Origin of the sequence: Pseudomarimonas arenosa (assembly GCF_014841215.1) — a bacterium.
In the GTDB taxonomy this organism is placed as follows: Bacteria; Pseudomonadota; Gammaproteobacteria; order Xanthomonadales; family Xanthomonadaceae; genus Pseudomarimonas; species Pseudomarimonas arenosa.
This window is the reverse complement of record NZ_JACYTR010000047.1, coordinates 21,834-36,833: the sequence shown is the minus strand read 5'-3', so window position 1 is coordinate 36,833 and position 15,000 is coordinate 21,834. Positions and strand designations below refer to the sequence as shown.

The window sequence follows — 15,000 nt, the reverse complement described above, 5'->3', positions numbered from 1 at the left end:
TTTTTTAGGACCGTCCTCGCCGCCATGCTCGCTGCCCTCGCTAAGTCCAGGCGCTATAAGGGAAAACGCCGTCGGCGGTGGAACTGTGCGTCAAGGTTACGGTTTCCTGGCCAATACTACGATCAGGAATCGGGGCTGCATTACAACTACTTCCGGGATTATGATCCCTCGACAGGGCGTTACATCGAGTCGGATCCGATTGGGTTGAACGGTGGAGTTAGTCTGTATGCCTATGTCTCGGGAAGTCCGTTGGGATTGATCGATCGACTCGGTCTTTGGGAGACGACGGTCACCGCATACTGTCGACAGCATCCCGCTGAGTGTACGGAAGCAAGCGGGGCAGCTGGAAGAGGCGCAGGTGCAGCTGGTGGTAGTGCCGCAGCAGCTGCGTCATTGTTGCCCGGAGATTCATCACAATCGACTTCCAACGAACGAAGCAGGGCGATTCCCTGGCCAGACAAACCAAAGAGCGGATGTACAGCCGTCTGTCGGGCTGATTGCAATGATCTGAAGCCAGGGAACTGTCCTGAAGACCCCAATCTCAGATTTCAGTTCGGGACGGCGACGGCTAGCTTCTGCGGGGATGCAGTCATCGAAGCTGCGAGGGCCGCGAACAAGGCATTGGGGTGCCAGGCAAAGCACACGCAGTGCAAGTGCACTGATAGGTCAGGCCTGCAGTACAACTGTAAAACTGGATGATCCGAATGGACGAGTTCGAAACGATCAGGCCGAGGCTGCAAGAGCTAGTTGGGCGAAGCGAATTCAAGGAGGCCAAAGATCTCCTATCGCCTTTCCTTGAGGCCGGGCTGGGAGAGGCGTGGTTTTGGTACGCAGCATTTCCAGTCGCGGGAGCTACATCGAAGGAAGCCGAGCTTCGTTGGGTCTATCGTATGTGGCGAGCGTGCTATCTGGGTTCAACTGATGCCAAGTTCTCGTTGGCTGTTGACTTGGAATCTGGCGACAACCAAGAGCAAGACAAGCGACTGTCGGCAGCATTGTTTGAAGAAGCCGCGCGCGAAGGTCACGCGAGAGCGGCGTATATTCACGGGTGCGCGCTCATGTACGGCACTGGGATTTATCCGCTCGATACTGAGAGGGGGAAGGAGCTGCTTGTGTTCGCGGCGAGTCAGGGCGTTTCCGAAGCGACAGAAATTTTGACGCTTGGCGGCCTGCCCGCGTCATGATGAACAATCCTGGACATATATGGACGCCTCCCCCGGGTCAAGCCGATCTGATTCGCCGATTCCGTCGCAAACGTGGACACCCAGTGCGCCGGCACAAACCGGCAGAACATCGGAGGGGCAGTTCCTCTACTCGCGAAGGGCTAGCCACCCAGCGGGGCACCGAGTCATGGACCGAAGCCGGTAACGGTGAGGTTAAGCGTTGACAGGTGGAAGCGCAGGCGCGGTATTGAGCTCCGAAATCAACTATCGAGGACGCCGACCTTGTTGGGTGAGGGGGAAGGCAATACGGAACGCTGCGATTAGGCGAGCAGCGTAAAGGTCCTCCGGAGTCGATAGACCCGTGGCATGTGCGGATGTGTTCTGTGCGGGAGCCGGGAGATCCAGGCCGTGGGCCAGGGAGGGCCGCCGACTGCGAAAGGCGCGCGCCATACGGCGGTCGGAGAAGCGGTTTGGAAGTCAGACGAGGTCATGGTAGTGAAGAAGCGGGCGAACAAAGTCAACGCGGTAAGGCGGGTTCCGTAGCCCGCGTAGCCCGCGTAGGGCGGGTTCTTAACCCGCCACTGCCTAACGCTCACTTCCCCCACAACGCTCGGCCTCGCCGGGCGTGGCCGCATCCGCTACCCAATCAACTGCGCGACGGTATGCCGCACGGCGCGTTGATCTTCTTTGCCGAGCTGGCCGAGTGTTTTGCGCACCAGGGTGGCTTCGACGGTGAAGAGGATCGGCTTGATCACGCCGGGCATCAGCAGGCCGGCGGCTTGGGTGTCGCTCACCGGCACATCGCCGAATCGGGTGGAGCCGGGATTCTGGCTGGTGATCGGCATCAGGATGAGCCCGCGTAGGGCGGGTCTTTGACCCGCCGCTTTGTGATCTCGGTGGGCCGTGGCCCGCGTAATCGTTGTGTTGTGTCTGCTCTGATGCGAAGAATTTGGGCCGTGTCGTGTGTTCCCTTGGCGGGTCAAGACCCGCCCTACACCCGCCGCTAACGCCCACTTCCCCACAGCGCCCGGCCTCGCCGGGCGTTGTCGTTCCCGCCTTAGCGTTTCCCCTTGGCCTTCTTATCCTCCGGCGCCACAAAGCCGATTGGCCGCTTCGGTGGCTCCGGCGGCGTCATCAATTCGCGCAAGGCATCGAACACCTGCTTCAACTGCACGCGGGTCGCGGCTGAATCCGTCATGCTTGATCGCCAACGCCTCGGTTTTCTGTTCGAGATCGGCCAGCCATTCGGCCAGATGGGCATGGGTGGCGGCCAATTCCCGCACCCGCACAAAGGTGCGCATGATCTCGATGTTGACCGCAATCGCGCGCGGACTGTTGAGCACCGAGGACAGCATCGCCACGCCTTGTGCGGTAAAGGCATACGGCGCGGTGCGGCGGCCGCCGTGACCTGCACTTGAGATCATGGATTGTGATCTCAAGTCGGCGAACTCCTCGGCGCTGAGCTCGGAAATGATGGATGTCCAGGACGTTCTCCAGGACGTTCAGGACGTTCAGCCTCCAGGACGTTCAGCCTGGCCCACCTGCCTTATGTTCAAAGGTTGTGATGTGCCTCAATGGGCCGGGGCCCGCCTGATGGCTTGTCTCTGACAATCGACACTTAGCCTGGACTTTGATTGCAGTCCATGGGCTCAGTTGGCGTAGCGGCGGTATCCGTTGCGGCCGCCGCGTTTGACTTCGTACAGGGCCTGATCGGCGCGTGTGGTGAGGATTTCGGGGCTTGCTTCGCTTTCCGCGGTGACCGTGCATAGGCCAAGGCTGATGGTGACGTGATCGGCCACTTGCGACTGGGCGTGCGGAATGGCCAAGTCGCGGATCGCGGTCAGAATCGCATCGGCCAGCCAACTAGCGGCTTCGTCATTGGTGTCGGGCAGTATGATGGCGAATTCCTCGCCGCCATAGCGCGCCACCAGGTCGGTGCTGCGGTTGGCTACCTTCTGCAGGGTCTGGGCCACGGCGCGAATGCAGCGGTCACCTTCGACGTGGCCGTAGTGGTCGTTGTAGAGCTTGAAATGATCGATGTCGATCATCATCAGGCTGAGCGATTGCTCATTGCGTTGGCAGCGCCGCCATTCGCCACTCAGGCGCTCATCGAAGCTGCGTCGGTTGGCGATGCCGGTCAGGCCATCCTTCATGCTCATCTGGCGCAGCTCTTCGGTGCGTTGCGCCACTTTCTGTTCCAGGCTTTCAATCAGTCGAGCATTGACCAGGGAAATGGCGGCCTGGGCACCCAATAGTTCCAGCGTCTTGACGTGGCGCTCGGTGAACGCACCCTCGAGCAGGTTGTTCTCCAGATAGATCACCGCGACCTGTTTGCCCTGGCTGAGGATGGGCAGGACCAGGGCTGACTTCGGGCGGTTGGCCAGTAGATAGTGGCACTGAGCGAAGCGCGGGTCGTCAGCCGGCTTGTTCAACACCAGCATCGTGCGGGTGAGATGGGCAAACTCGATCACCTGATTGGGCAGCAGAGCTTCGCCCTTCACTGCCGCCTTGCCGAGCGGCAACCGACAATGTTCGTAATCGGTGAGGTTGCCGTCGCTGAATCGTCCCAGTGCCTCGACGGTCAATTGCTCCTGCTCGCACATCACGATGGCGCCGAACTCGGCGCCGGCATTTTCCAGCACCACACCGAGCAGCTTCTGCAGCAGGGCATCGAGCTGAACTTCCTGCGACAGCAGTCGGCTCGCCTTTAACAGGGAGTTGAGATCGAGCACGCCGGCCGAGGATGAGACATCACGGTAGCTGGCGCTGGAAATCGATGCCGTGCGGCGCAACTCGACCGCGCGGAATACCGTTTGCGGCCACTGTGCCTCGATCTCCTTGCACTTGGCGCTGGCACCCCAGCGCTGATAGTGGAAATAGGCTTCGCGGATGAAATTGCTGGCCAGCTGGCGCTGCTGCTGACTGAGCCAGAAACGGGCGTAGAGCTCGTTGGCCAGCGCTTCGCAGTGCACGAAGCCGGCTTCCGCGGCGGCGTCGATAGCCTGCGCGTACAGCTCCATGGCGGCCTTGGCGTCGGCACGACTGCGCGCCAGCTCCGCAGCCAGCAACAGGGCTTTGTGGTGAAAGTTGTCTGGACTGTGCTCGGCCCAGGTCTGGAACTGTTGCAGCAGAGTATCGGCCTCTGCCTGTTTCTCATCGGCTGTCTTGCCTGCCTTGAATTCCGGCTTCAGCAAGCCCAGCGCATAGAAGAAGGTGCTTTCGGTCTGGGTCGGGCTATCGCGCAGCAGTTTGGCGATCATCGGCAGTTGCGCCGAGCAGCGTTGCCATTTGTCCTCATCATCGAACAGATAGGCATGCCGCACCATCGCGCCGCAATGAAAGGCCAGCGCGATTGATGGTGTGTCGAAGTCGTTGTTAAGGAGGTTGGCGACCTGGACGTCCGGTGTGTCGAAACTCCGGGGATGCAGACTCTTGCCGCGCAGCGCGGCCAGCGGCTGCAATACGCCGGTTCGCAGCATGGTTTCGGTATTCGGTTGCTGGCTGTTCTTCAGGAAGGCCAGTCCCTGTTCCGCTTCCAGGCTCAGGTCATCGAGCGGGCTGCCCATGACAAAGCTGTTCACCGAGCGCAACAGCGCGCAGTAACCGGCGGCCAGCGGGTTGACGCCGCCGCGGCCCATCGCCAGTCCTTGCTCCAGGTAGGGCAGGGTGGCATGCAGTGGTTCGCACCAATGCTGGTAGAACGCCGCGAAGTACTGATACACCGACAGCCGGAAGTGTGGATTGTCGCGCTGCTCCGACAGTTGCCGCGCCAGCTTGCCCATGGCATAGCAGGCCGGGTAGGGGCGATGGCTGGCGGCCATTGCGGTGACATAGGTGACATAGGCAATGCAGCTCAAATCGCATTGCCCATGGGTCAGGGTTGCCTTCACCATGCGGCAGGCCCCTAACACATAGCTTGCCCCGCGGTCGACCTGATAAGTGGAGTAGGCCAGCCCGTAGTAGCACTGCATCTCCAGCAGGCGCTCGGGATGACGCATTTCCGCCAAGCCGAGCAGGGCCGTCTCGTCGCGCTCGGCCAGCAATCGCTCGCAGTCGGAAAATTCGAGCGGAAACAGCTGCATGGATTGTGCTTCTTGCGCCGGGAAATCGTGGCCGAGCAACCCCAGGGCGGTGCGCAGTACTTCAAAGGAATCGGCGAAGCGGCCCTGGATCTGCAGCATGTCCGAGCGCACCAGGCACAGGGTGACCTTGCTGGTATTGTCGGTGGCAAGCTCGATCTGATCCTTCAGGCGCTGCTCCGCCAGATCGAAATGACCTGATAAGTACTCGGCCTCGGCCAGGTTCCTGTACAGGTCGAGCGCCAACTCGGGTTGCAGTTGCCAGATCTGCTCCGGCAGCAGCTGTTCGGCAAAGCGATACAACTGCGCTGCGGCGCTGAAGGCAGAGGAGGACTTGGCGCGTTTGCCACCGTGAAGATTGAGCTGCAGCAGTCGCTGGCGCTCAGCGCTGTCGGTGATCAGCTCGATTGCCGCATTCAGTGAGCCCAGCACCACGAACAGCCGCTCTTCCAGCTCAGCTTCGTTACTGGCGGCCAGCAGACGGCGGCCACAGGCCAACTGGGTCTGGCGGCGCTCGCTTTCCGGAATCAGCTCATGCGCGGCCTGCTGTACCCGATCGTGCAGGAAGCGATAGCGCGCAGCGCGCAGTCGCTCCGGGCTCTGGGCGAACTTGTATTCCTCATTCAGCGGTACCAGCAGCCCCGACTGCAGGGCCGGCAACAACACCTGCCCGGTGGCCTCCGCATCACGATCACCGATCGCCATCAATTGCCGGTGGTCAAACTGGCCGCCCAGCTGGGCCGCCATCGCCAGCAGTGATTGGGTGTCTGATGGCAGGGTGGCGAGCTTTTCCAGCAGCAGGGTGACCACGTTGTCGGTGATGCCGCGACGGCGGATCTGCGCCAGATCCCAGCGCCAGGCGCCATGCTCGCGGTCGTACTGAATGTCGCCGTGGTCGTACAGGCTGCGCAGGAACTGACCGAGAAAGAACGGATTGCCGCGGGTCTTTTCCAAGCACAGGGCGGTCAATGGTGCGACCTTCTCGACCCTGCTGTGCAGGGTGTCGGCGATCAGCTGAGCGACATCCTGGTCGCTCAAGGGGCCGAGTTGCAGGTGTTCGATGCGCGCATGACTGCGTTCGATGGCCTGGATGCTGAGCTGCAGCGGATCGCCCGGGCCAACTTCATTGTCGCGGTAGGCACCGACCACCAGCACCGAACGCTCACCGTCGGCCCTGACCAGATATTCAAGCAAACGAAGTGTAGAGATATCTGCCCATTGCAGGTCATCGAGGAACAGCAACAGGGGATGGTTGGGCGCGGCCAGGGCGGTGACGAACTGGGCAAAGCCGATGTGGAAGCGTTGCTCGCTTTCCGCCGGCGGCATCTCCGGCAGTACCGGCAGATTGCCCAGCAGGCCGCCCAGGGCCGGAATCAGGTCGGCGACGGCGGCGGCATTGCTGCCCAGGGCGTCGCTGAGTCGGGACTTCCAGTAGTGGCGACGCTCCGCGCCCTCCGTGGTCAGTGTCTGCAACAGTTGACCAAAGGCCTGGGTCAGGGCCGAGTAGGGCTGGTTGCGACCGAACTGGTCGCACTTGCCGCGAATCAGATAGCCGCGCCGCGCCAGGATCGGACGATGCAGCTCGTTCACCAGGGCGGTCTTGCCGATGCCCGAATAGCCGCCGATCAACAGCAGTTCGGCATTGCCGCTGTTGACCACGCGCTTGAAGGCGGCCAGCACCTGAGCGCACTCCTGCTGTCGGCCATACAGCTTCTGCGCCAGGCAGAAGCGTTCCGGCACATCAGCGCGGCCCAGCTCGAAGCGATCGATGCGATGGTACAACCGCCAGACCTGGGCACAGGCCTCAAGATCGTGCTGCAGCCCGAAACTGCTTTGGTAGCGGTCATCCGGATGCTTAGCCAGTAGTTTGTCGACAATGGCAGAGACAGGTTCCGGAATGCTGGAATCCAGTTCGTGCAGCGGCGTTGGCATACTGGCCAGCTGGGCATGCAGCAGGCTCATCGGATCGTCGAACTCAAACGGCTTGCGGCCGGAGAACAACTCGTACAGCGTGGCGCCCAGCGAATAGAAATCGCTGCGATAGTCGATGTCCAGGTTGGTGCGGCCCGTCTGCTCGGGCGACATGTAGTCGAGCGTGCCGACCATGGCCGAACTGTCGGACTGCTTGGATTGAACATCGAGCCGGGTCGATAGCCCGAAATCACATAGTTTCAGCGCCAGTGAGCTGGGATCGATCAGTACGTTCTTCGGTGCAATGTCGCCGTGGATCAGTCGATGTTCGTGCACATCGCCCATGGCTCGGGTCAAGCGGACCGCGATCGCCAGCTGGTCGGAGAGGTCCAGCGAGCCGCGTTCAATCAATTGCGCCAGATTGGTCGAGGCGAATTCTTCCAGTACCAGAACCATACTGCGCTCGATCTTGCGCAGATCAAGCGCCTTCAACACCAGGGGCGAATCGATCGACTGCAGGATGGAGAACTCGTGCTGCCAGCGTGCCATCGACTCCGGCGTCGGGTGCTCGCTGTCGAGGTACTTGAGCACGACGCGATCGCCTTCGGCGGTGACCGCGCTGGCCACCACCGTCTCGCCGGTGGCATGAATCACTTCTTCCAGCTTGAAGCCTGTGAGCTGCACGCGTGTATCGTCCCTGCGATGCCCAAGTTTTGGTCGGCGCCAATCGTGGCACGCCGGCCTTCGAATATTGATGAATATTGACTCAGAGTGCTGAGGTTACTCTGGCTGTGCTGCCTGCGCACTTCGATCAGCCGTTTACGCTGGCTCAGAAGCGATAGTGAAACTCCAGTTCCAGTTGACGGCCGGGTGCGCGCACATAGGCAAAGGCACCGCCCGGAGCCAGTGGTATCACCGAGGTGAACACGTTGTACTGGCGGTCGGCCAGGTTGCGACCGGCCAGTGCCAGACTCCAGGGCGCGTGGTCCGCGCGCAGTTCCACTCGGTAGTCAAGCAAGGTGTAACCTGGTTGCCGGGTCTGAATCTCGCTGTCCGAAGCGGTGGCATGGTCGCCCTTGTAGTTGGCGTGGAGGTCATGCTGCAGCTGCCAGCGGCCAAGCTGTTGCTGATGGTGCAGGCTGATGCCAGCCTCCCACTCGGGCACGAAGGGTGTGCGTCGCCCGGACCAGTCGCAGCGCAGGGCACCGCTGTTCAAACGCTCGGTGGTGCTGCAATTGGCGTCGGGGAAATGGCGATAGCGAAAATCGGTGTACGACCACTGGCCGCGCAACTGCCAGGCGTCAGCGATTTGCCAGTGCAGCTCGCCTTCCATGCCCTTCGACTCCGAGCTGGCGGCATTGCCCACCACGAAGCCGATGCCACCGTCGAACACCGAAACCTGCAGATCGTCATATCGGCCGTAGTAAGCAGCGAGGTTGAGTCGCAGGCTGGACCAGTCGCGCTTCATGCCGAGTTCGATCACATTGGCGCTTTCGTCGCCATACTCGACTTCGTCGCGATCGCCGCGCTCGTACTGAAAATCGAAGCCGCCGGCCTTGGCGCCGTTGGCCCAGCGGGCGTACAGCAGCAGGTCAGGGCTGTGCTGCCAGGCCAGACTGGCCTGCAGCATGGGCTGACGCTCGCTGCGTCGCAACCCATTGAACTCGTGCGGCACGCCGACGCCGGCCGAGACGATCTGGTAACCGAGCAGATGATTGGGGGCCAGCACTGGGTCGACACGCGTGCCGTCGGGCAGCACAAGTACATAGCCGGTGGGGTCGGCCAGATAGGCCGGGTCGTTCAATAACAGGGCGGTGAGCTGTGGGTTCAGCCAGCGCAGATCGACCAGCGGGCCGTTGCTGTCGATGTGGTCAAGGCCAGCGGTGCGCACCGCCTGATCGGCGCGCTTGCGTGTGTGCTGGTAGCGCAGCCCCAGTCCGGCGCTGAGCCGATCGTTGAAGGCATATTCGACATGGCCGAAGACGGCGCTCTGCTGGCCGCGCTGATCGAGCAGGATATGGCGCGAGAACGGCGACAGCAGGCCGGCAGTGACGGCGTTGTCGAGGCCGAACGCCGGTGCTACCAGCGCCGGCAGATTGAAGTCGGAGAAATAGTCATTGCGAAAGTCGTCGCGCTGGTAATACACGCCAGCCAGATAGCTGAGCGCTGCCTCATCGCTGTTGCTCAGCCGCAGCTCCTGCGAGAACTGCCGGTAGCGTTCATCCTGAAACACGTTGATCAGGGTCGCCGGTGTGATGTCGACGTCGGTCGACAAGCGATAGTCATAGCGACTCAGGGCCGTGGTCGAGGTGAGGGTGTGGCGGTCGCTGTCGTAGTTCAGCTCCACCAAGGTTTCGTCGATATCGGCATCGGAGAACCCGCGCCGATACTTGAATGGCGCACCGTTCTCGATGTTGAGCACACCATCATTGAGCCCACTGAACGGCGAGTTTGGCCAAGGCTCGCCAGCGCCGTCGACATGCTTGAACACATCGAATATCTGACCGCCGCGATCATAACGCCCGGTTTCGTGGCGTAGATTGACACTGAGCGCATCGCTGGCCAGCCAAAGTGCGCTCAGTCGAATTGCCTGATGGTCGTAGTCCGGTTCGTGGCGATCATTGGCCAGATTCGGCCAGTAGCCGCGCTGCTGATCCTGCCAGCTGCCGGCCAGCCGCAAAGCAAGATCGCTGCCCAGTGGCAGGTCAGCCGCGCCTTGCATGTGGGTGGTCTGATACTCGCCTTCGTAGCCAAGCCGCCATTCACCGCCGCCCTGGAAACTGGGTTTGCGGGTCACCGCGCTGATCGCGCCGCCGATCGAACTGTTGCCGTACAGCGCCACCTGCGGGCCCTTCAGCACTTCGACCCGCTCCAGATCAAACCAGCCAAGGTGCTGTTGATTCATGCGGCCGCGGTAGACGCCGTCGACATACACGCCCACCGCCTGCTCGAAGGCATTGTTGTCGCCGGAATTGACGCCACGCAGGCTGAGGCGGCTGCTCACCGCCAAATCGTTCTGCTGTAGTCCGGGTACGGCATTGGCCAGCTGGTCGAGCTGGTCGAGGCGGCGCTTTTCCAGCTCGGTCCGATCGAGGCTGCTCACGCTGACCGGCACCTGCTGCAGCAGCTCCGATTTCTTCCGTGCGGTTACCACCACCGCCTGCAGGGCCGGTTCCGTCTTGTCAGTCGCGGCGGTTTCGTCGGCGCCAGCCGCTGCAAAGGCAGGTCCGCTCAGGGCCGCCGAGAGCACGAGCAGGGGCAGGGGGGCATTCATCTAGTGGCGCTCCAACCGAACAACGCGCACCTTAGCCCATTTGATGCGATTGATTGTTGAATTTGGCGGTCGCTTTGGCCGCCTGTGAACGGCCGGTGCGCGCCTGATCATCGGCGCCGCCGTATGATGGGGGCGGGCAAGGCGAGGGGCGCCATGCGCGGGATGCTGTCCGCTTGGTTGGTCGGCTGTATGGCGGTGCTGCTGATGCCGGTCGGTGGCATGGTGGCGGCGCCGCGCGATGGCATGGTGGCGGCCGAAGTCCAGGCCATGCTGGATCCAGCCATCGCCCGCTTCCGCCGCTTCGATGCCCGCGATGGCCTGTCGCAGGACAGTGTGCTGGCGATCGCCGAAGACGCCCAGGGCCTGATCTGGTTGGGCACACAGGATGGGTTGAATCGCTTCGACGGCTTCGACCTGAAAATACTCCGACCTGATTTCGAGAACCCCAACAGCCTGCCGGGGCCGTGGGCCGGCCGCTTGGCCTTCGACGGTGAAGGTCATCTGTGGGTGGGGTCGACGGCCGGTCTTGCCCGGCTCGATCCGCGCAGCGGTGAGGTCTGGCGCATGTCGGCCGAGCGCGACCAACCAGGCGCCTTGCCCGGCCAGACCGTACTCGCCCTGCACGGCGATGGCGAAGGGCGCATCTGGGTCGGGACCGATGCAGGTCTGTCGCTATGGCAGGTCGAGCAGCAAGGTTTTCTGAGCTTCGTGCCACCTGCGGCTGATCCGCGCGTACTGCGGCTGACCAGCTCGTCGGACGGCAGCCTGTGGGTGGGCACCTTGCAAGGCGTGTATCGATTCTCACCGGAGAGTGGGCAGTTTGATCAACCGGGGCGTCTGGCGTCGATACGCGACAGCGTGAGTGCCCTGCTGCTCGATCAGCGTGACCGACTTTGGGTAGGAACTGAAGCGGCCGGTTTGTGGCGCATTGGCTTCGATCCCACGGCGCCCTCTGCCGACCATTTCCGCCAGCTTGAAGGCGAGCCGTCGAGCCTGGGCGATGAGCGCATCCGCAGCCTGCTGCAGGACCGTGATCGGAGAATATGGATCGGACATGAAACCGGTCTTGATCGACTCGACGACGCCGAGGCCGAGCCAGATCAGGCACGCTTTGCCCACTATCGTCACGGTCGCCACGACTCGCGAAGCCTGGGGCGAGGTGCCGTGGTGTCGCTGCTGCAGGACCGGCACGGTGATCTGTGGGTGGGAACCTGGGAGGGCGGCGTCGGCATTCTCAGCCCCGCACTTAACAGAATGATCAGCTTGAATCCCGACGTACGTATGGCCGCCGCGATGCGAGCGGCGTCAGTGCGTTCATTGTTGCCCGATGCCGACGGCTGGTGGCTGGCCGGGGAGGATGGGGTCTATCGATATCAAAACTCGCCACGCAATATCCGCTTGCTGCCGGGCAGCGAAGGGCTGTTCACCTTTGAGCTGCATCGCGATGCGTATCAGCCGCTGATCTGGATCGGTAGCAGTCGTGGACTGTGGCAATTGCAGACCAATGGCGAGGTCTTGCTCAAGCCCGAGCAGCCGCCGCGCATCCGTAATGCCCGGGTGCGCCGGGTGCTGGCCGAGCCGGATCGAATCTGGCTGGCCCTGATGCCGGAAGGCATTCTGGTGCTGGAGCGCAGCAGCCTGCGAGAAGTGGCCTTTTACCCGATCGGCGGCATCGTCTCGTTCATTCGTCCGCTGAACGAGCAGATCGTGCTGGTCGGCGCGCAGGACGGTCTTTACTGGTTCGATCGCCAGGAGGCCGTGCTGCGCTATCGGCATGTGGTGGGTAGCGGTGCCGATCCGGCGCATACCTTGCCGGCCGGGCCGACCAGCATGATGACCGGTGTCGACGGCAAGACCTGGTTTGGCAGTTCCGGCGCTGGCCTTTTGAACGTCGAGTTTGATCAGCAGGCTCGCCCTGAGGAAACCCGCTTCGAGTCGTTTGATCGACGTCTGGGCCTGGCCGCCGATTCGGTCGGCTGGCTGGAGGAGGATCAGCACAATCGCATCTGGCTCAGCACTACGGTGGGCGTATCGAGCTTTGATCGCAGCTCACTCAGGTTTCGCAACTATGAGTTTGACGAAGGTACGCTGGGGCGCAGCTACTGGATCGGTGCCGGTGGCAAGAGTCCATCAGGCACCATCGCCTTTGGCGGCTTTGATGGACTCACTCTGCTGCACCCTTCCTCATTCCACCAGTCACACCCGCCAGCACCGCCTCGACTGTCGGCCTACGCCCTGGGTAGTCAGTGGACCGATGTGTTGGGAAGGGCGGACGTACCTACCTTGCAGCTTCCGGCCAGTGACAAGCGCAGCCTGTCATTTCGCTTCACCGCCCTGGAGCACATTTTGCCGCGCCAGTTGCGCTTCGAGTACCGGCTGCTTGGCTTTGACGATGATTGGATCGAAGCCGCCACCGGCCAGCGTATTGTCAACTTCACCAACCTGCCGCCGGGACAGTTTCAGTTCGAGCTGCGCAGCCGCGATGCCGACGGCCAGCTGAGTGAACAGGCCGTTTCCTTGCCGATTAAGATCGTACCAAGCTGGTGGCAGACGACCTGGGCACGCGTACTTGCGGTGGTGTTGCTGCTGGCCGTGGTGGTGCTGTGGGGCCGCTATCGCTTGACGCGTGCCCAACGACAGAATGCCTGGCTGAAGCAAAGGGTGCAGGAGCGCACCGCCGACATCGAACAGCTGGTCGAGATCGGTCGCGAGCTGGCGGCAACGCTGGATCTGGAACAGGCCATGGAGCGGGTGTATCAGCGGGTGTCTGCCCGTCTCGATACGCACGTCTTTGCCATTGCCGTGTTCGATCAAGCCCAGGAGATCCTGCGCGAACTGTACGTGCGCGAGGCCGGTCAGCGTGCCGAGGGCTTGGAGATCCCGCTGTCTGAACAGGATCGTCCTGCGGTGTGGTGCATACGCGAACGCCAGCCCTTGATCACGGCGCGGCAAAGCGAGCTGCTGAACTACGTCAGCACCAACCTGCCCGCAGCGCAGGGTGATGAAACCGAGTCGATCGTCTATCTGCCCTTGGTGGTCGGTGAACGCGTGATCGGTTGCCTTACTGTGCAAAGCCTGCGCTGCGATGCCTACCACGCCGATCAGCTGGCCTTTCTCGAAGTGCTGGCCAGCTACAGTGCAATCGCCATTGACAACGCGCTGAACTATCAGCGCCTCGACGACACCGTGGCACAGCGCACCCACGACATCCTCACCCTGGCGGAAATCGGCCGCGAGCTGACCGCGACCCTCGATCCGGAACAGGCGATGCAGCAGGTGTATGAGCACGTCAGCGATGTGCTGGATACCTTTGTGTTCTTCATCGGCTGGCTGGAAGACGATGAGAGAACCGTGCGACTCGCCTTTGCGGTGGAGGCGGGACGACGTCAGGACAGCGCCAGCTACTCGATCGATGAGCCTACCCGGCCCGGGGCCATGTGCATTCGCGAGTCGCGGGAAATCATTGTTCAGACCGAACAGGAAATGCGCGAGCAACTGCCCTCGCTGGGGCCGCCCCTGTTGGGGTTGGCGACCCAGTCGATGGTGTTCATTCCGCTGATCCACGATGGCCGGGCGCGCGGCTACCTGAGTGTGCAGAGCCTGCGCAAGCAGGCCTACAATGCCGCCCAGCTTGAATTCCTGCGCGTGCTGGCCAGCTATACCGCCATCGCACTGGAGAACGCGCGCAGCTACCAGGTGCTGGATCAGGCGGTGGCAACACGCACGGCGGAATTGCAGCAGGCACTGGAAGACCTGCGCTCGGCCCAGCGCAGCCTGATCGAGCGGGAAAAGATGGCCTCCTTGGGTGGCCTGGTGGCTGGCGTGGCGCACGAAGTGAACACCCCGCTGGGCATCGCGGTGACCGCCGCCAGTCATCTGGAGGAAGAGGCGCGCAGCCTGTTCGCGTCACTCGATCGCGGCGACCTTACCCGTTCGGCCATGGCCGATTTCCGTGCCGCCTGTGATGAGGGCCTGCGGCTGATCAGCGGCAGTCTGCGCCGTGCCCATGTGTTGATCGGCAGCTTCAAGCGCGTAGCGGTGGATCAGTCGAGCGAAGAGCGACGCCGCTTCGATCTGCTTACCACACTGGAGGAGATCCTGTTCTCCCTGCGGCCGAGCTACCGTCGCGCCGGCCATCAGCTGATTCTCGAGTGTCCGGCGGAGCTCACGGTCGACAGCTACCCCGGCGCCCTGTTCCAGGTGATCACCAATCTGGTCACCAATGCGGCACAGCATGCGTTTGCCGATGCTCAGATCGGCACGGTAAGAATCGACGTGCTGCCCATTTCGGCGGAACGGTTGGTGTTGAAGCTCAGTGACGACGGTCGCGGCATGGATGCCTCGACTCAGGCCAGGATCTTCGATCCGTTCTTCACCACCCGTCGCAGCTCGGGTGGTTCCGGACTGGGCATGCATCTGGTCTACAACCTGGTCACTCAGCTGCTGGGCGGGTCGATCCGGGTCAGCAGCACCGTTGGCCAGGGCACCTGCTTCGAGATCGAGCTGCCAGTGAGCGCGCCGTCGGTGAAACGTCACGCTCAGGATTCTGCCGCAGCCGGCGTGGGCGGCTGAA

7 protein-coding genes are annotated in these 15,000 nt (G+C 62.3%); 3 read left to right on the top strand and 4 right to left on the bottom strand.

Annotated features, from left to right (window positions below; genetic code table 11):
* The first annotated feature begins 24 nt into the window (after positions 1-24).
* Both IFO71_RS22670 and IFO71_RS16370 read left to right on the top strand, forming a co-directional pair.
* Entirely contained in the window at positions 25-699 is a 675-nt protein-coding gene (locus tag IFO71_RS22670; protein WP_425502906.1) for an RHS repeat-associated core domain-containing protein, read from the top strand.
* Positions 700-704: 5 nt separating this feature from the next.
* Entirely contained in the window at positions 705-1,184 is a 480-nt protein-coding gene (locus tag IFO71_RS16370) for a tetratricopeptide repeat protein (RefSeq protein ID WP_192030737.1), read from the top strand.
* Between the two features lie 617 nt (positions 1,185-1,801).
* Here IFO71_RS16370 and IFO71_RS16365 read toward each other — a convergent pair.
* The 4 genes from IFO71_RS16365 to IFO71_RS16350 form a co-directional block, all read right to left on the bottom strand.
* A complete protein-coding gene (locus IFO71_RS16365; RefSeq protein WP_192030736.1) occupies positions 1,802-2,008 on the bottom strand; it encodes a hypothetical protein in 207 nt (68 codons plus the stop codon).
* A 234-nt stretch (positions 2,009-2,242) separates the two neighbouring features.
* A complete protein-coding gene (locus IFO71_RS16360; protein ID WP_332309393.1) occupies positions 2,243-2,635 on the bottom strand; it encodes an ORF6N domain-containing protein in 393 nt (130 codons plus the stop codon).
* Positions 2,636-2,812: 177 nt separating this feature from the next.
* The gene (locus IFO71_RS16355; RefSeq protein ID WP_192030735.1) at positions 2,813-7,837 is read right to left on the bottom strand and encodes a diguanylate cyclase domain-containing protein; all 5,025 of its coding nucleotides are present in this window, start codon (positions 7,835-7,837) and stop codon (positions 2,813-2,815) included.
* A 145-nt stretch (positions 7,838-7,982) separates the two neighbouring features.
* Positions 7,983-10,427 (bottom strand): TonB-dependent receptor, encoded by a 2,445-nt coding sequence (locus IFO71_RS16350; protein WP_192030734.1) that lies wholly within the window; start codon positions 10,425-10,427, stop codon positions 7,983-7,985.
* A 153-nt stretch (positions 10,428-10,580) separates the two neighbouring features.
* On the opposite strand from IFO71_RS16350, the gene IFO71_RS16345 reads away from it, so the two are divergent.
* Positions 10,581-14,999, top strand: a complete 4,419-nt coding sequence (locus IFO71_RS16345) for a GAF domain-containing protein (protein WP_192030733.1) — start codon at positions 10,581-10,583, stop codon at positions 14,997-14,999.
* Position 15,000: the final 1 nt, after the last annotated feature.